This is a genomic window from Pseudomonas sp. WS 5071, assembly GCF_012985765.1.
GTDB lineage: Bacteria > Pseudomonadota > Gammaproteobacteria > Pseudomonadales > Pseudomonadaceae > Aquipseudomonas > Aquipseudomonas lundensis_A.
In genome coordinates this window covers 53,078-70,598 of the sequence record NZ_JAAQWY010000026.1, presented here as the reverse complement: position 1 = coordinate 70,598, position 17,521 = coordinate 53,078, and the positions used below count along the sequence as shown (strand labels likewise).

At 59.0% G+C, this 17,521-nt stretch carries 13 protein-coding genes; 4 read left to right on the top strand and 9 right to left on the bottom strand.

Annotated features, from left to right (window positions below; genetic code table 11):
* Positions 1–34: 34 nt before the first annotated feature.
* The 5 genes from HBN61_RS16450 to treP form a co-directional block, all read right to left on the bottom strand.
* Positions 35–301 carry a PTS transporter subunit EIIB gene (locus tag HBN61_RS16450; RefSeq protein WP_094993743.1) on the bottom strand — a complete coding sequence of 89 codons (267 nt, stop codon included), beginning with the start codon at positions 299–301 and terminating at the stop codon, positions 35–37.
* 2 nt (positions 302–303) lie between these two features.
* Positions 304–2,826, bottom strand: coding sequence for a phosphoenolpyruvate--protein phosphotransferase (ptsP, locus tag HBN61_RS16445; RefSeq protein WP_170047226.1), 2,523 nt, complete (start codon positions 2,824–2,826; stop codon positions 304–306).
* 59 nt (positions 2,827–2,885) lie between these two features.
* Positions 2,886–4,109, bottom strand: a complete 1,224-nt coding sequence (locus tag HBN61_RS16440) for a maltoporin (RefSeq protein WP_170047225.1) — start codon at positions 4,107–4,109, stop codon at positions 2,886–2,888.
* Positions 4,110–4,220: 111 nt separating this feature from the next.
* Positions 4,221–5,867 (bottom strand): alpha,alpha-phosphotrehalase, encoded by a 1,647-nt coding sequence (treC, locus tag HBN61_RS16435; RefSeq protein ID WP_170047223.1) that lies wholly within the window; start codon positions 5,865–5,867, stop codon positions 4,221–4,223.
* Positions 5,868–5,915: 48 nt separating this feature from the next.
* Entirely contained in the window at positions 5,916–7,358 is a 1,443-nt protein-coding gene (gene treP / locus HBN61_RS16430; protein WP_170047221.1) for a PTS system trehalose-specific EIIBC component, read from the bottom strand.
* A gap of 267 nt (positions 7,359–7,625) precedes the next feature.
* On the opposite strand from treP, the gene treR reads away from it, so the two are divergent.
* Positions 7,626–8,330, top strand: a complete 705-nt coding sequence (treR, locus tag HBN61_RS16425) for a trehalose operon repressor (protein WP_170047219.1) — start codon at positions 7,626–7,628, stop codon at positions 8,328–8,330.
* A 149-nt stretch (positions 8,331–8,479) separates the two neighbouring features.
* On the opposite strand, the gene guaA is transcribed toward treR, so the two are convergent.
* The 4 genes from guaA to HBN61_RS16405 form a co-directional block, all read right to left on the bottom strand.
* Positions 8,480–10,057 carry a glutamine-hydrolyzing GMP synthase gene (gene guaA, locus HBN61_RS16420; protein ID WP_169963159.1) on the bottom strand — a complete coding sequence of 526 codons (1,578 nt, stop codon included), beginning with the start codon at positions 10,055–10,057 and terminating at the stop codon, positions 8,480–8,482.
* Between the two features lie 102 nt (positions 10,058–10,159).
* Entirely contained in the window at positions 10,160–11,629 is a 1,470-nt protein-coding gene (gene guaB, locus HBN61_RS16415) for an IMP dehydrogenase (RefSeq protein WP_094993730.1), read from the bottom strand.
* Positions 11,630–11,779: 150 nt separating this feature from the next.
* On the bottom strand, positions 11,780–12,328 hold the full coding sequence (locus tag HBN61_RS16410) for a sugar ABC transporter ATPase (RefSeq protein WP_094993792.1): 549 nt from the start codon (positions 12,326–12,328) through the stop codon (positions 11,780–11,782).
* 102 nt (positions 12,329–12,430) lie between these two features.
* The gene (locus HBN61_RS16405; RefSeq protein WP_170047217.1) at positions 12,431–13,177 is read right to left on the bottom strand and encodes a sulfite exporter TauE/SafE family protein; all 747 of its coding nucleotides are present in this window, start codon (positions 13,175–13,177) and stop codon (positions 12,431–12,433) included.
* A gap of 80 nt (positions 13,178–13,257) precedes the next feature.
* Between HBN61_RS16405 and xseA the strand changes: the two genes are divergently transcribed.
* The 3 genes from xseA (at position 13,258) to leuA (ending at position 17,474) form a co-directional block, all read left to right on the top strand.
* A complete protein-coding gene (xseA, locus tag HBN61_RS16400; RefSeq protein WP_170047215.1) occupies positions 13,258–14,637 on the top strand; it encodes an exodeoxyribonuclease VII large subunit in 1,380 nt (459 codons plus the stop codon).
* Between the two features lie 3 nt (positions 14,638–14,640).
* Positions 14,641–15,465 carry a M23 family metallopeptidase gene (locus tag HBN61_RS16395; protein WP_169963151.1) on the top strand — a complete coding sequence of 275 codons (825 nt, stop codon included), beginning with the start codon at positions 14,641–14,643 and terminating at the stop codon, positions 15,463–15,465.
* A 329-nt stretch (positions 15,466–15,794) separates the two neighbouring features.
* Entirely contained in the window at positions 15,795–17,474 is a 1,680-nt protein-coding gene (gene leuA / locus HBN61_RS16390; RefSeq protein ID WP_094993101.1) for a 2-isopropylmalate synthase, read from the top strand.
* Positions 17,475–17,521 lie beyond the last annotated feature (47 nt).

Sequence of the window (17,521 nt, the reverse complement as noted above, 5' to 3'; positions counted from 1 at the left end):
CGGGGTGGCGAAGGGCCGCACCCCGAAACGTGGGTTAACTGCCGTCGAGCACATGCACCACGCCATTGGCAAAGACCATGACGTTGGGTAAGGCCTGCACATGCGCGGCCATTTTCGAGGCATCGCACACTTCGACACGCACGCGGGTCAGTGCGACTTTTTGTTCGGATTTAACGTTATCGGCCCCGCCCAAGGCCGCCAACACAGCGCTGTCCAGCAAGGATGAGGCAGCACTGGCCGCATCGGGCACCAGATCCGGGCTCAGCGCTTTCCAGAGCGCCTGACGCATTTTTTCAAACATATTCAGAACTCCACACCCACAGATTGAGGCTGCAAGGTGGCTCGTACATGCTCGGCACTTTCAAGCGCCAGCACCTTTTCTGCCAAAACCTTACAGGCCTTGAAATCGATCTCGCGCACCCGCCCCTTGATCGCCGGGATCAGCGGCACGCTGACCGACAGCTCATCCACTCCCAGGCCCAGCAGCACCGGCACCGCCAACGGCTCGGACGCCAAGGCGCCACAGACGCCCACCCACTTGCCGTGGGCGTGGGCTGCCCGGACCGTGTGAGCGATCAAACGCAGCACTGCCGGGTGCAAGCTGTCGGCCTGACGGGCCAGACGCGGATGATCGCGGTCCATGGCCAAGGTGTATTGAGTCAGGTCGTTGGTGCCAATCGAGAAGAAATCCACCTCCGGTGCAAACAGATCGGCCATCAAGGCAGCGGCGGGCACTTCGATCATGATGCCCAGCTTGGGCAAGTGGGCGAGCCCCAACCGTTGCGCCTCCTCCTGCACCATTTGCCGTGCAATTCGAAGCTCCGACAGATTCGTCACCATCGGCAGCATGATGTGCAACTGTGTTAGCCCGGCACAGCTCAGAATGGCGCGCAATTGGTCGCGCAACAATTGAGGGCGTTCAAGGCATAAACGGATCCCGCGCATGCCCAGAAACGGGTTGATTTCACTGGTCATCGGCACGTAGGCCAGCGGCTTGTCGCCGCCCACATCCAGCGTGCGCACGACTAACGGGCGGTCAAGGCCTACGGAGCGAGCAATCTCGCTGTAAGTCGCCACTTGTTCGTCATGGGAAGGGGCGCGGTTGCGATCCAGGTACAAAAACTCCGAGCGCAGCAGCCCGACACCGTGGGCGCCCAGCGTCATCGCGTGTTCAGCTTCTGCCCGCGAGGCAATGTTGGCCGTGATCTCAACCGGGTGCCCGTCGCGGGTGCAGGCGGCCAAGGACGCGTGTTGCAAATCCCGCTGGTGCCGGTCCTGACGCAGTGCGCGCTGCTCACCCAGCCGCTCTACCTGTTTGATATCGGGCTGCAAGTGCAACTGACCCGCATCGGCATCCAACAAAACCGGCAAGCCGCTGGCCAGCGCCAGCACCTGAGGTGACACCCCACACAACGCCGGGATGCCCAGGGCACGGGCCAAAATGGCGACATGGCTGGTAGCCCCTCCGCCCACGGTGGCAAATCCCACGACTTTGCGGGTATCCAGCCTGGCCGTTTGCGAGGGCGTCAGTTGTTCCGCCACCAATATCGCCTGATCGGGCAATGCCAGCGCACTGTCATCCACGCCGAGAATCCGTTTCAGCACGCGCAGCCCCACGTCTTCGAGATCCAGCGCCCGCTCCGCCAGTAACGGACTGCCCAACCCTTTGAATAACGCCCCGGTGGCTTCGGTGGCATTGCGCCAAGCGAAGGCCGCACTTTTGCCGGAGTTGATCAGTTCAGCGGCATGCTCCACCAAACTCGGGTCTTGCAACAGCTGCTGATGAGCCCGAAAGATCTCACTCTGCGCCGGACTTGCTGCGTCATCGCGCAAGCCTTGCAGCTCAATGGCCGCACGGTCCAGCGCGTGTTGCAGCGCCGCATGTTCGCGTTGTGCCTCGCTGGCCTGTTCGACCACTTCCAGCGCGCTTTGCGCCACGTGCACCACATACCCATACGCCGACCCCGTGGAGGCGCACACCCCGCGCAGCACATCTGACACCTCATCATTGGCGACGGGTTGCGGGTCAGGAGCCAACACCACAAACTCAACCTCTTCGCCGCATCCTTGTGCCAGCAACTCGGACAGCTCACGGATGGCCGCGTCGGCATCCGGCCCCGCAGCACTGAGGTAAACGCTGTCTGCATACGCGGTTTGCAACGCCATGATCGCTACCAGCGACTTGGCGTTGGCGCTGTCGTGCTGGCGATGCAGTTGAACACGCGCAGCAAAACCTTTTGCAGCCTGAGCCAAAACCGCAGCCGGACGCGCATGCAGGCCGTTGGGGTTGGGCAGCAACACGGCCTGCGAATGCAACACTGGACGATCTTCATGGCTGGCGGACGCAGGTTGCGTCCCTGTTTTCACGTGCACGTGCAACACAGGCTGACCGGTCTCGACCTTCACCCCGCATTGCGCCAGCGACTGAATCGCTTCGCCGCTGATGACCAGCATCAACGTCAGCAAACTGCGCGCATGAAGCGCCAGGTAATCGGCATCAAACTCGATCAACGGTTGCCCGGCCTCAACACGCTGGCCGTCTTCCACCTGCGCGATGAAACCTTTGCCTTGAAGGTTCACCGTGTCCAGGCCAATGTGCAGCAGCACCTGCACGCCGCTGTCATGGGTGATGCTCAGGGCATGCCCGGTGTGCTGCACGTTAGTGACGACGCCCGCCAGCGGGGCGCACAACATCTGCGACGTTGGATCGATGCACACGCCGTCGCCCATCAGGCGACTGGAAAACACCGGGTCGGGGACATCATCAAGTGCACGCACGATTCCCGACAGGGGCGCCAGCAGTTCCAGTTGTGAGGGTGTAACCATGACTTCACCTGCAATAGAGAGTTTGAGTGCCGATGGCGTGCGAGCCCCGGCAGCGTCGCTTATTTCCACCAGTACTCGACCTGCAACCCCATGTTTGAACCATGCCGCGCCCTGCCAAACGCGCCGCTGTCAGATAACGCCGAACCGGCGTCCAATTGATTGGCGGCGAGCTGCGCAGCTTTGTTCCAGCGGGCATAGGTGTAATACAGGCGAATTTCGGGGCGCTCCCAAAAGCCGGGCCCCTTGGGCGACCAGGTGGGCGCGAAGGTGAATTTGCTCAGGGTGCGGGTGCCGTCTGCGGCCCTGACTTGATCGTGGCCCAGCTCCGTCACCAGTTTGAATTGCTCACTGATCGCGTAGGCCGGGCGTACGCCAAGCGACGTCCAGTGCTGATTGCCACCCTGGGGACGAACGTCCTTTTGGTAGACCGCTTCGATTTGGCCGCCAAAACGCGGTGTCACTTGCCAGTCGAAAAACTCAACCAGGCGATAGCGTTTGCTGCTGTTGTCCAGTTGAGTATTGCCGGTGTAACCGAGTCCCGTGCCCGCCCCTTCGCCGTACTGCACTGCGAACTTGTTGCGGCCGCCCAAAAAGTCGTTTTGCACATGCTGGGCGGTGATCGCCCAACCGCTGTGGGCATTGCTGCGCGAAGGCTTTTCCAGGTAGGTCAGACCAAACTCCAGCTCGCCCCCGGGATTGACCTTGAATCCGGCCACGTTAACGTCGTGACGGGTGACAGGGTCTTTTTGATACAGGCTGTCTTTGCGGGACAAGGCGTAGCTGTATTTCAGGCCGCCGATCAGTACATCTTCGATGCCCCCGCCTGTGGCGCTCTGGTTCCAGTAGTAGAAATCAGAGATGTGGATGTCGTTACGTTTGTAGTAACGGCGCCCGGCCCACAGCGAACCGCCATTGAGACTCGGCAGGTTCGACCATTGTGCATACAGCTGGGGCATGCGCACCGAACCGTTCTCCCCCTGGAAGGTGAGCTGGCGGTTATACCGGTTATAAAACGACGCCATGCCGTCGACGCTGAGCACCGAGCCGTCATCGAGGGTCAAAATGTCCTGGCGAAGTTCCAGCTCCGCGTACTGCTCGCACTCGTTGCCCAGCCGGTATTTGGTTTCAGCGCCGGGGAGCTTGAAACAGGTTTGTTTTCCACCGTTGAGCGCGTTGCCAACGCCACTGCGCAGGTAGCCCGAGAACTCCAGGGCCTGTGATGGCAAGGGCGCAAGCAAGCCTAAGCACGCGGCGATTACGCTGCGGTTGAGTGTTGAGTTCATACATCCACCTTTTTTTATTTTTATGGGTAAAACGCTGCGGGCAAAACGCCTGTCGCCGCTGCAACAGGCTGCTTGAGACCGCACAACGCGGCCTGCAAGGCTGAATGCGCTTCAGGACTGCACGTGCAGGACGAACGATTCGTAGGGCCTTAACGTGATGCGTCGCGTTCGCTGCGGGCAGTCGTCGTAGTTGCTGATGAGTACACGCTGCGGCATGTGCTCGCTGATGACCTCAGCAGGCAATTCGATATCGCAGGGCATGCCGTAAAAGTTGTTGAGCACCAGTAATCGCTCGTCATCGCCCTCGCGCAGGTAGGCCCAGACGTGCGGGTGCTCCAACAATAACGGGCGATATTTGCCGTGTTGCAGTAACGGCTCAGCGCGACGTAAGGCAATCAGGTGGCGGTAGTGGTGCAACACCGAAGACGGGTCATTGCGCTGGTCTTGGACCGTGATGCGGGCGGCATTGTCAGGCAGGTCTATCCAGGGCCGGGCGCTGCTGAAACCCGCATTCGGCTGATGGTCCCATTGCATCGGGGTGCGGCCGTTGTCCCGCGACTTTTGCATGATCGCGGCCATGCACCCGGCATGGGACTCGCCTGCGTCGCGCTTGAGGCGGTAGATGTTCAAGGTTTCGACGTCGCGGTACTGTTCGATGTGCTCGAAGCCCGGGTTGGTCATGCCTATTTCTTCACCCTGATAGACAAAGGGTGTGCCTTGCAAGCCATGCAGGGCGGTGGCCAGCATTTTGGCCGACAGCACGCGGTACTCGCCGTCATTACCAAAGCGCGAAACGGCGCGGGGCTGATCGTGGTTACACCAGAACAGCGCATTCCAGCCACCACCGGCCTGCATGCCCTGCTGCCAGTCAGAGAGAATGCGTTTGAGCTCCAGGAAATCGACGTCGCCGTGCACCCACTTTTGTTGGTTTGGGTAGTCCACCTTCAAGTGATGAAAATTGAACGTCATCGACAGCTCACGGCTCTGCGGATTCGAGTAACGGATGCAGTGTTGCAGGGAGGTCGAAGACATCTCGCCGACGCTGACCAGATCGTGCCCGGCGAACACCTCGCGGTGCATCTCTTGCAGGTAAGCGTGCACACGCGGGCCATCGGTGTAAAAACGGCGGCCGTCGCTGTCATCCTGGGCAAAATCGGCGGGCTTGGAGATCAGGTTGATGACGTCCAGACGGAAACCGCCCACGCCTTTGTCGCGCCAGAAGCGCATCAATTTATAGACCTCGGCGCGCACCGTGGGGTTGTCCCAATTGAGGTCGGCCTGGGTGTGGTCAAACAGGTGCAGGTAGTACTGGCCAGTCTGCGCTTCGTACTCCCACGCTGACCCGCCAAACTTGGAATGCCAATTGTTTGGCTGGTCGCGCCAGATATAAAAGTCTCGATACGGGTTGTCGAGGCTGCTGCGGGCTTGCTGAAACCAGGGGTGTTCCGTGGAGGTGTGATTGACCACAATATCGAGCATCAACTTGATGCCCCGGGCACGGGCTTCGAGAATCAGCAGCTCGCAATCGGCCATGCTGCCGTAGCTCGGATCAATGGCGTAGTAGTCGCTGATGTCGTAGCCATTGTCCCGCTGGGGCGAACGCAGAAACGGCGTCAGCCACAGGTAATCGACCCCCAGCCATTGCAGATAATCGAGCTTGTCGACCACCCCCAGCAAATCGCCCGTGGCATTGCCGGCGTGGCTGTAAAAACTCTTGGGGTAGATCTGGTAGATCACCGAACGCTGCCAGTCGTGCATATCAAGTTCCTTGCTTTGCTCTGCGTCATTGCCGGCAAATGACGGAAGTCAGGCCACGCGGAAACCGGGGCGGATGATTTTCATGTTCAGGACACAGGTCAGGACGAACGGCACCACGATGGCCACGAGCATCCCGATCACGAACATGGGGATGTGTTGAGGGATGATCGAGATAAAACCGGGCAAGCCGCCGACACCTATTGCCGAAGCCTGGACCTGATTTAACGACAGGAAAATGCTGCCCAGTGCCGAGCCTGTGAGCGCCGCATAAAACGGGAATTTGTAACGCAAGTTGATGCCGAACATGGCCGGTTCGGTGATTCCGAAATAGGCCGAGACTGCCGAGGTGGAGGCCATGCTGCGCTCACGCACATTGCGGCTCATGTAGAAAACCCCGAGTGCCGCGCTGCCTTGCGCCAGGTTGGACATCACAATCATCGGCCAGATAAAGGTGCCGCCCTGCGTGGAGATCAACTGCAAGTCGACCGCGAGGAACATGTGGTGCATGCCGGTAATCACCATAGGGGCATACAGCAGGCCAAAAATCAGGCCGCCGATCAGGGGGGCCAGATTGAACAGCGTGACCACGCCCTCGGTGATCAAAATACCCAGGTGCCGCGTTACCGGGCCGATGATTGCCAGCGCCAGCACACCGGTAATGACGATGGTCGTTATCGGCACGACCAGTAATTGAATGGCATTGGGCACCCGCGCACGCAACCATTTCTCGATCACGCTCATCACATAGGCGGCCAGCAGGATCGGCAGGATTTGCCCTTGATAGCCGACCCTCTCGATCTGGAACAGACCAAAAATGTCGAAGTAGGGAAGGCTTTGACCCTCCAGCCCGGCCACGGCCTTGCCATAGTTCCAGGCATTGAGCAGGTCGGGGTGGACCAGCATCAGGCCCAGCACAATGCCCAGGATTTCACTGCCGCCAAATCGTTTGGCTGCCGACCAGCCGACCAGCGCGGGCAGAAATACAAAGGAGGTATTGGCCATCATGTTGATCAGGCTCCACAGCCCGTCCAGCTTGGGGTAGGCCTCAAGCAAGGTCTGACCTTCGATGAACATGCCCTTGGCGCCGATCAGGTTGTTGATGCCCATCAACAGGCCGGCAATGATCAGCGCGGGGAGAATCGGCATGAACACCTCCGAAAACACCCGTACCAGACGCTGCATGGCGTTGGCCTTGTCGACGCCCTTTTGTTTGACGTCAGCCAGGATGGCAGCCGCCAGCCCGGTTTGCTCGCGTAAGGCGGCATACACCTTTTCGACGTCGCCGGGGCCGATCACGATTTGAAACAACCCGCCGTTGAAGAAAGACCCCTTGACCAGATCGATCTGATTGAGCGCTGCACTGTCGACCCGATTCACGTCTTTTAGCGCCAGGCGCAGACGCGTGACGCAGTGCGCAGCCTGTTCGATGTTGTCGGCACCACCGAGGCTTTTGAGCAGCTCGCTGGCGATGGATGAGTAATCGTGGCTCATGCCGTATCTCCCGCTTGTCATTATTTTTATGGCGCGTCGTTGAGGCAGCACGCTGAAACGAAAAATACTCGTCTGTACCAGTTAAATCAATAACTGGTACAGACGAGTTGAGTTATTTTATTTTTCATTCGCGGGCACAGGATTGAGTCTGAGAGGACGTTCTGAAAACTGCGTATGAAGACTCCCAATCCTTTATGAGACTTGCGCTGCCTGAGCCCTGCCCTTAAGGTTCGGGCCCTGAGCACCCATCGGCATAGAGCCATCGCCATGACCAAATACAACCAGATCTATAGCGATCTGCTTGCCAGCATTACCACCGAGCGGCTGCAACGCGGTGCCCGCCTGCCCTCGGAAGCAGAGCTGATGAGCACCTACGACGCCAGTCGCGGCACGGTGCGCAAAGCGATTGAGCAACTGCAGGAGCGCGGTTTTGCGCACAAGGTGCATGGCAAAGGGACGTTTGTACTGTCTTCCAGCCCGATTGAATTTCAACTGGGGGGCATCGTCAGCTTTCAAGAAACCTGGCCGCGGCTGGGTGAAAACGTCAGCACCGATGTCGTCGAGTTCAGCCAGGTTGCCCTCGAAGGAGCCCTGCACAAGCACATTGATGCCGAGGCAGGTAGCGCCATCACCCGCATCAAACGGGTCAGGCGCATCGATGGCAAACGCGTGATTCTGGACATCAACCACTTCGTGACCGACCTGATCCCGGGGCTGGACGAAGGCATCGCCCAGCACTCGATTTATGCCTATATCGAACAGCAACTGAAGCTGCAAATCAGCTACGCCCAGCGCACCATCGAAGCCGTGCCGCGCAGCCAGGACGATCAGCAACACCTGGACATGGACGGCCAAAGCCATGTGATCGTGGTCAGCAACCAGACGTTTTTGCAGGACGGCCGGCAGTTTGAGTACACCGAGTCGCGGCACACGCTGGACAAGTTTTACTTTTCCGATGTGGCGCGGCGCTAGGTCGTTCACTCACTGGTTGCGCGCAGGCTTGCTCTCCTCAATGACCAGGCCCCGGACAGCCGAACAGTGACAACCCGGAGAAACAAAAAAGGCGGCCAACACTGAGTGTTGACCGCCTTTTTCACATCGAACCGGTTAACCGGCCAGACTTATTCCCACTCAATCGTTGCCGGCGGCTTGCTCGACACGTCGTAGGTGACGCGGGAGATGCCTTCGATTTCGTTGATGATGCGACCGCTTACGGTTTCCAGCAGTTCGTAAGGCAGGTGCGCCCAACGCGCGGTCATGAAGTCGATGGTTTCTACCGCACGCAGGGCCACAACCCAGGCGTAACGACGGCCGTCGCCCACAACACCTACCGACTTCACTGGCTGGAACACCACGAATGCCTGGCTGACTTTGTGATACCAGTCGGCCTTGCGCAGTTCTTCGATGAAGATGTGGTCAGCACGACGCAGGATGTCGGCGTATTCCTTCTTCACTTCACCCAGGATGCGCACACCCAGGCCCGGGCCCGGGAACGGGTGACGGTAGACCATGTCGTACGGCAGGCCCAGTTCCAGCCCCAGACGACGCACTTCGTCCTTGAACAGCTCGCGCAGAGGTTCAACCAGCTTGAGGTTCATTTCTTCCGGCAGGCCGCCCACGTTGTGGTGCGACTTGATGACGTGTGCCTTGCCGCTTTTGGCGCCAGCCGACTCGATCACGTCCGGGTAGATGGTGCCTTGGGCCAGGTACTTGATGTTGTCCAGCTTGCAGGATTCGGCATCGAACACGTCGATAAAGGTACGGCCGATGATCTTGCGCTTTTTCTCAGGATCGGATTCGCCAGCCAGGTTGTTGAGGAACTGGTCTTCAGCGTTGGCGCGAATCACTTTGACGCCCATGTTCTCTGCGAACATGGCCATCACTTGCTCGCCTTCGTGCAGGCGCAGCAGGCCGTTGTCGACGAACACACAGGTCAGTTGGTCGCCAATGGCCTTATGCAGCAAGGCCGCCACGACCGAGGAGTCCACGCCGCCCGACAGACCGAGCAACACGTTGTCGGAGCCTACCTGGGCACGGATGTTGGCGATGGCGTCTTCAGCGATCTTCGACGGCGTCCACAGGGCTTCACAGCCGCAGATGTCGAGGATGAAGCGCGACAGGATGCGGCCGCCCTGCTTGGTGTGGGTCACTTCCGGGTGGAACTGAACGCCGTAGTAGCCGCGTTCGTCGTTGAACATACCGGCAATCGGGCAGCTCGGGGTGCTGGCCAGAATGTGGAAGTCAGAAGGCATTTTGGTGACTTTGTCACCGTGGCTCATCCATACGTCCAGGCCGAACAGGCCGTCGGAGTCGATGTGGTCTTCAATGCCGTCGAGCAGGCGGCTTTTACCGACTACGTCTACACGGGCATAACCGAACTCACGCAGCTCGGAACCTTCAACCTTGCCGCCCAGTTGCTCGGCCATGGTCTGCATGCCGTAGCAGATGCCGAATACCGGTACGCCCAGATCGAACACGGCCTGCGGTGCGCGCGGGCTGTTGGCTTCGTGAACCGACTCCGGGCCGCCTGCCAGGATGATGCCTTTTGGGGCGAACTCGCGGATCGCGGCGTCGTCCATGTCGAACGGGTGCAGTTCGCAGTAAACACCGATCTCGCGCACGCGGCGGGCAATCAGCTGGGTGTACTGGGAACCGAAGTCCAGGATCAGGATGCGGTGAGCGTGAATGTCGAGGGCCATGACAAAATCTCGATTAATTTCAGAAACGACACGGGGCTGAATCAAACAGCCCCGGTTACTTAATTCGCATCGCACCCGGCACTGGCCTAGGTGCGATCACTATCAACCTACGCGATAGTTTGGCGCTTCCTTGGTGATCTGCACGTCATGGACGTGAGATTCAGCCATGCCGGCACCTGTGATACGCACGAACTCTGGCTTGGTACGCATTTGCTCGATGTCGGCGCTGCCGGTGTAACCCATCGAAGAACGCAGACCGCCCATCAGTTGGTGAATGATCGCTGTCAGCGAGCCTTTGTACGGTACGCGACCTTCGATGCCTTCCGGCACCAGCTTCTCGGCACCCGCAGAAGAGTCCTGGAAGTAACGGTCAGACGAACCCTGGGACTGCGACATCGCACCCAGCGAACCCATGCCGCGATAGGCCTTGTACGAGCGACCCTGGAACAGCTCGATCTCGCCCGGTGCTTCTTCAGTACCGGCAAACATCGAACCCATCATCACGCAGGACGCACCGGCCACGATGGCCTTGGACAGGTCACCCGAGAAACGGATGCCGCCATCGGCGATCAGGGGAACGCCAGTGCCTTCAAGGGCAGCAGCCACATTGGCAATCGCGCTGATTTGCGGAACGCCAACACCGGCCACGATACGGGTGGTGCAGATCGAGCCTGGGCCGATACCGACCTTGACCGCGTCAGCGCCCGCTTCGGCCAGCGCCAGCGCCGCAGCGCCGGTGGCGATGTTGCCGCCAATCACCTGAACCTCAGGGAAGTTCTGCTTGACCCAACGTACGCGGTCGATCACACCTTTGGAGTGACCGTGCGCGGTATCAACAACGACAACGTCAACGCCGGCAGCAACCAGCGCTGCAACGCGATCGGCGGTGTCTTTGCCGGTGCCGACCGCAGCGCCCACACGCAGACGACCTTGATCGTCCTTGCTGGCCAACGGGTAAGCCTTGGCTTTTTCGATGTCGTTAACGGTCATCATGCCTTTGAGGGCAAATTTGTCGTCAACGATCAGGACGCGCTCGATGCGGTGCTTGTGCAACAGCTCGCGGGCTTCTTCTTTGTCGGCACCTTCCTTGACGGTGACCAGACGCTCTTTAGGCGTCATCACATCGCGTACGGAGGCTTCCAGACGGTTTTCAAAGCGCACGTCACGGGAGGTCACGATACCGACCAGGTCGCCATTTTGCAGGACCGGAACGCCGGAGATGTTGTGCTGACGGGTCAGTTCGAGCAACTCACGGACGGTTGCATCTGCCTCGATCGTGATGGGCTCTTTAACCACACCGGCTTCGAAGCGCTTGACCTTGCGGACTTCGTGAGCTTGCTGCTCGATGGTCATGTTCTTGTGGATGATACCGATACCGCCTTCCTGAGCCATGGCGATTGCCAGACGGGCTTCAGTTACGGTGTCCATTGCGGCGGAAACCAGCGGAATATTCAGTTCAATGCCACGGGTCAAACGAGTCTTGAGGCTGACTTCGTTCGGGAGAACCTCGGAATAACCGGGGACGAGAAGGATGTCATCGAAGGTGAGTGCTTCTTGGCTGATACGCAGCATCGCTGGGGCTCCCGAGCGGGAAAATGGAAGCGCGCCATTGTACTTAAAACACCTGTGCGGCTCAACGGAAACCTTTAGAGAGTTTTACGCTAAGGGTCAATGATTTGCTGACTCCCAAGGCAGAAAAACGCCCTGGCACCGGCACAAGCGTTAAAGCTCCACCTTCACCCACGCCACCGGCTGATCCAGCCAGTCGGCAAATTCATCCAGGAAGCTCTGCTTGAAACCCGCTTCGGCCCAATTATTAAAGATGAACCCCAGATTGGAGAACGCGCACGGCTGCAAGAACAGGAAGCCATTGATGTCATCTTCATGACCACATAACGGGCACGTGAAGTTGTCTGTACGCCCCGGCATCCAGTCTTCAAGGCTTTCGAACAGCGCCTCACCGACTTCCTTGCGGCACTCGGCGCATCCGGCCTCTTCAAGAAACCCCTTGGCCGGGGTATAGATGCAGCGCTTGGTAATGATTTCCAGGCCATTGACCGGCTCCGCGAACGGCAGCGCCTCGGGATGAAGCACGACGTCGGCAGCCCCCGGCGCGATCGCATGGGCCATGCCGTTGCCGGTGCGGCCGCACGTGGTCAGGGCTTCTTCAATGATGTTCTTGCGCACCAACCAGCGCACGATCGCGCGGGCGCGCGGCTCATGAACCGGCAAGGTGGAGATTTTGGGGACGATGATGCTTTGCGAATTCATGACAAACGACACGTATAAAAAAGAAAACAAAGCCAAAAGTGTAAACACTGGCGCAGGCTGCTGGGTCTCAGGGGGCGCAGCTTAAAGCCTGATCCCCTGAGGTCAAGCGCTCAAGTAGCGGACGATCAGCGCGATGCCGCTGGCCAGCACCAGCCATGTCACCAGTCGCACAAAGGCCTCGCGGGACAATTTGCGCGTCAGTCGTCGCCCTGCCCATAGCCCAAGCGCCATTGCCGGTAACAGACACACGGCCAATAGCAGCAGAGCGCCATCGGCGTACACCCCGGCAATCACAAACAAGCTCAGGCGCACCACCGTGCTGCAACTGATCAACGCACTTTGCGTGGCCCGCGCCGCCTCTTTGGGCAAACGCGCATTGAGGTACAGCGCATACAAAAAGCCACCGCTGCCAAACAATGCACCAAATAATCCGCCCACGGTGCCGGTCGGAATCGCCCAACCGGCAGGCACGTGCTTCGGCCGTACCTTCACGGCCAAGCTATAAACCGCATACGCGCTGATGAATATTCCCATCAGCAGCAGTAATAAATCTGACTTGAGGTTCAGCAGAAACACCACCCCGACAACACAACCCAACGCCATACAAGGGAGTAAACGTAAAAGTTCGCGACGCGCCACGTCGCGACGCGCAGGCAACCAATTGCCAAATGCCGCTACACAATCAAGCAACACCAGTAGCGGGATTATTTTCGACAGGGGAAGACACAGGATCAACAGCGGTCCCGCCACCAGCGCCGTGCCGAACCCGGCTACGCCAAACACGATGTACGCCAGTGCAATGGCCAGCTCCAGCAACAGCCACTCGCTCCCGGTATAAGGCAGATCCATGGGGCAACTTCCTTGTTTTTAGTGCGCGGACTGTAACCAGATACGTGCAGTCATAACAATCCGCCCTTATGATGGCCGACATGATTAAAGACCCCTTTGCAAGACTCAATCTCGACCGCGAAGTCCTGACCGTCAGCCAGCTCAACGGCCGAGCCCGGGTGTTGCTCGAAGACGTGTTCAGCAACATCTGGGTCGAAGGCGAAATCTCCAACCTCGCCCGCCCGGCGTCCGGCCACGTGTATTTCACACTCAAAGACAGCGGCGCTCAGGTGCGCTGCGCGCTGTTTCGCAACAATGCTGCCCGCGTGCGCCAAGCATTAAAAGACGGCCTGGCGGTCAAGGTGCGCGGCAAGGTGTCGTTATTCGAAGGCCGGGGCGATTACCAACTGATCCTCGATACCGTTGAACCCGCGGGTGACGGCGCGCTGCGGTTGGCCTTTGAGGCACTGAAAGAAAAGCTCAGCGCCGAAGGCCTGTTCAGCGCTGAACGCAAGGTTGCCCTGCCCGCCCACCCGCAGCGTATCGGGATTGTCAGTTCGCCCACCGGCGCGGTGATTCGCGACATCATCAGCGTATTTCGCCGGCGCGCACCTCACGTCGAGCTGACCCTGATTCCTACCGCCGTCCAAGGACGCGAAGCCACTGCGCAGATCGTGCGCGCGTTGAAAATGGCCGACGCGCGCGGCTTTGATGCGCTGATCCTGGCCCGTGGCGGCGGCTCCCTGGAAGACTTGTGGTGTTTCAACGAAGAGGCCGTGGCCCGCGCCATCGATGCCTGTGTAACCCCGATTGTGAGCGCTGTCGGTCACGAGACCGATGTCTCGATCAGTGACTTCGTGGCCGATGTGCGCGCGCCTACACCGTCTGCCGCCGCCGAATTGCTGGCCCCGGATTCCAGCGACTTGCAGCACCGTATTGAAAGCCTGCACAGGCGTCTGATGATGCGTATGCGTGATCGCTTGATGCGCGAACGCCTGCGCCTTGACGGGCTCGCGCGCCGCTTGCGTCACCCGGGGGAACGTCTGCGCCAGCAAGCGCAACGTCTGGATGACCTGGATATGCGCATGCGACGGGCCTTTGAACGCAGCCTCAATACGCGTCGCGAACGCTTGATTCGTCTGGAAACTCGTCTGGCAGGCCAGCATCCCGGCCGTCAGTTGGCCCTCTTGCGTCAACGCCTCGACAGCTTGGCCGAACGTTTGCCGCGGGCCATGCGTGAAGGCTTGAAAGCCCGTCGCCTGCAGTTGCACAGTCAGATGCAGACGCTGAATGTGGTCAGCCCGCTGGCTACTTTGGGCCGCGGTTACAGCATTCTGCTTGACGAGCGAGGCAACGCCATCCGCAGTGCCGAACAAACCCACAATGGCCAACGCCTGAAAGCCAAGCTCGGTGAAGGCGAACTCCACGTGCGCGTCGAGGATAATCACCTCACGCCTGTCACCCTTTCACTATTGGATTGATCGATGCTGCGTTTCGCTTCTGCCTTTTTGTTGCTATGCCTGACTGTCAACGCGCACGCGGCTGACAGTTACATCACCCGCCTACTCAATAAACCGGTGCCAGGGGGCGTGGCCGTAATTGAACTGGGCAACGGCGTACAGGCGCCCAAAGCCACCTACCAGGGCAAACCGGTGCTGGTGGTCAAGGAACAGGACACCTGGCGTGCCATCGTTGGTATCCCGTTAACCGTCAAACCCGGTACTCAGTCCATCAGCACGGGAGGCCAAGACCTGAATTTCACTGTTGGCCACAAAAAATACCCCGAGCAACGGATCACGCTGAAAAATCAGCGTCAGGTCAACCCGAACCCCGCTGACATCAAACGCATCGACAACGAGCTGGCCATTCAGATCAAGGCCTACCGCACGTTCAGCCCTAATACGCCGAGCAACCTGCTGCTCGATAAACCGGTTACTGGCCCCCTGTCGAGCAAGTTCGGGGTGCGACGTTTCTTTAATGGCGAAGAACGTAACCCACACGCGGGTCTGGATTTTGCCGTGCCTGCAGGTACGCCGATCAAAACGCCCGCCGCAGGCAAGGTGATTTTGATCGGCAATTATTTCTTCAATGGCAATACGGTGTTTGTCGATCACGGCCAGGGCTTCATCAGCATGTTTTGTCACATGTCGAAGGTTGACACCCAGGTCGGGCAGCAACTGGCACGGGGTGATGTCGTGGGCAGGGTTGGATCAACCGGCCGCGCCACTGGACCGCACATGCACTGGAACGTCAGCCTGAATGATGCGCGCGTCGATCCGGCGATTTTCATTGGCGCTTTCCAGCCGTAACATTTGCACACAGCCACACAGCACAAAACGTCGACGACTCTTTATGCGGCGCAATCCACAGCAACAAAAAAATTAGATTGCGCTATTTACCTTCGAAAAAATGTCATTTAAGAGCATTTCTCTCAAAGTTTTTTGGCCGCTTGCCATCCTCCCTGCCAATGGTTAGGGTTGAGGCCATGAAAACCTCTCACACCCTCATTCTGCAACGTCAACATCGCAGCCTTTGCCTCGTCAGCGCACGACTGCAAAGCTGATTGCGGTGCCTCGCCCCTCTGCTTTGTATCTCCGGTTAGCCGCCTTTTTTCGGCTCGTACAATAAGGATTGCCTGATGACCATGCTCAAAAACCCGTCTTCGAAGTACCGGCCGTTCCCTGTCATTGATTTGCCTGACCGGACCTGGCCGTCGAAAACCATCACTCAAGCACCTATCTGGTGCAGTTCCGATCTGCGCGACGGCAACCAGTCACTGATCGAACCGATGGATGCCACCAAGAAGCTGCGCTTCTGGAAGACGCTGGTGAGTGTGGGCGTGAAAGAGATTGAAGCGTCGTTCCCGGCCGCTTCACAAACCGATTTCGACTTTGTGCGCACCTTGATTGAAGACGGCCATATACCGGATGACACGACCATTCAGGTCTTGACCCAGGGCCGTGAAGACTTGATCGCGCGCACGTTTGAATCATTGCGCGGAGCAAAAAAGGCCATCGTTCACTTGTACAACGCGACCTGCCCGGCCTTCCGCCGAATCGTGTTCAATCAGGACAAGGACGGCATCAAGGAGATCGCCGTCAGCGCAGCCAAGCTGTTCGTCAAATACGCCGCGCAACAGCCCGAAACCCAGTGGACCTTTGAATACTCGCCCGAAACCTTCAGCGCCACTGAGCTGGAGTTTGCCAAAGAAGTCTGTGACGCCGTGATCGAGGTCTGGAACCCGACCCCGGAGCACAAGATGATTCTCAACCTGCCTGCCACGGTTGAATGCGCCACGCCGAATATTTATGCCGACCAGATCGAATGGTTCGGTCGCCATATCAATCGTCGCGACAGCGTCATCATCAGCCTGCACACCCACAACGACCGGGGCACCGGCGTAGCGGCCACCGAACTGGGCCTGTTGGCGGGCGCTGACCGTGTCGAAGGTTGCCTCTTTGGTAACGGCGAGCGCACCGGCAACGTCGACTTGGTGACGGTGGCATTGAACATGTACACACAGGGCCTGGACCCGCAACTGGACTTCTCGGACATCGATGGCGTGCGCAAAGTCGTCGAAGAGTGCAACCAGATTCCGGTCCACCCGCGTCACCCGTATGTGGGCGATCTTGTGCATACGGCCTTCTCCGGCTCGCACCAGGACGCTATCCGCAAAGGCTTCGCGCAGCAGAAACCGGACGCATTGTGGGAAGTCCCCTACTTGCCTATCGACCCGGCTGACATCGGTCGCAGCTACGAAGCAGTGATTCGTGTGAACAGCCAATCCGGCAAAGGCGGTATTGCCTACCTGCTCGAGCAGGAATACGGCATCAGCTTGCCGCGCCGCATGCAAATCGAGTTCAGTCAGGTCGTGCAACGCGAAACCGACCGTCTGGGCCTGGAGATGACCGCGCAGCAGATTCACAGCCTGTTGCACAGCGAATACCTGCAAGCCAACACGCCTTACGCGTTGGTGAGCCATCGGTTGCAAGAAGAGAATGGCCACAGCGCCGTCGACGTCGAGGTGTCCGCCAAGGGCGCGGGCGAAACCAACCTGCGTTGGAGCGGCAAAGGCAATGGCGCTCTGGAGGCGCTGGTAGCGGGCTTACCGGTCAAGGCCGAGATCATGGATTACAACGAGCATGCAATCGGGGCGGGCACCAATGCCAAAGCGGCGGCCTACATTGAACTGCGTGTCAACGGCGAGCGTGCCGTGCATGGCGTGGGCATCGATGAAAACATCACCACAGCCAGCTTCAAAGCCCTGTTCAGCGCACTGAACCGCGCACTGAGCGAAGCCGAGGCAAAAGCCGCGTAACGCACGCCAGCTACACAAAAGCCCCCATGGTGAACGCCATGGGGGCT

Bases quoted from the DNA above. Each gene is read 5' to 3' on its own strand.
- HBN61_RS16405 (WP_170047217.1), bottom strand. From the start codon at position 13,177: ATGGATCTGCCTTATACCGGGAGCGAGTGGCTGTTGCTGGAGCTGGCC.
- ptsP (WP_170047226.1), bottom strand. From the start codon at position 2,826: ATGGTTACACCCTCACAACTGGAACTGCTGGCGCCCCTGTCGGGAATC.
- HBN61_RS16395 (WP_169963151.1), top strand. From the start codon at position 14,641: ATGCTGCGTTTCGCTTCTGCCTTTTTGTTGCTATGCCTGACTGTCAAC.
- HBN61_RS16410 (WP_094993792.1), bottom strand. From the start codon at position 12,328: ATGAATTCGCAAAGCATCATCGTCCCCAAAATCTCCACCTTGCCGGTT.
- HBN61_RS16450 (WP_094993743.1), bottom strand. From the start codon at position 301: ATGTTTGAAAAAATGCGTCAGGCGCTCTGGAAAGCGCTGAGCCCGGAT.
- guaA (WP_169963159.1), bottom strand. From the start codon at position 10,057: ATGGCCCTCGACATTCACGCTCACCGCATCCTGATCCTGGACTTCGGT.
- xseA (WP_170047215.1), top strand. From the start codon at position 13,258: ATGATTAAAGACCCCTTTGCAAGACTCAATCTCGACCGCGAAGTCCTG.
- treC (WP_170047223.1), bottom strand. From the start codon at position 5,867: ATGCACGACTGGCAGCGTTCGGTGATCTACCAGATCTACCCCAAGAGT.
- treP (WP_170047221.1), bottom strand. From the start codon at position 7,358: ATGAGCCACGATTACTCATCCATCGCCAGCGAGCTGCTCAAAAGCCTC.
- leuA (WP_094993101.1), top strand. From the start codon at position 15,795: ATGACCATGCTCAAAAACCCGTCTTCGAAGTACCGGCCGTTCCCTGTC.
- HBN61_RS16440 (WP_170047225.1), bottom strand. From the start codon at position 4,109: ATGAACTCAACACTCAACCGCAGCGTAATCGCCGCGTGCTTAGGCTTG.
- treR (WP_170047219.1), top strand. From the start codon at position 7,626: ATGACCAAATACAACCAGATCTATAGCGATCTGCTTGCCAGCATTACC.
- guaB (WP_094993730.1), bottom strand. From the start codon at position 11,629: ATGCTGCGTATCAGCCAAGAAGCACTCACCTTCGATGACATCCTTCTC.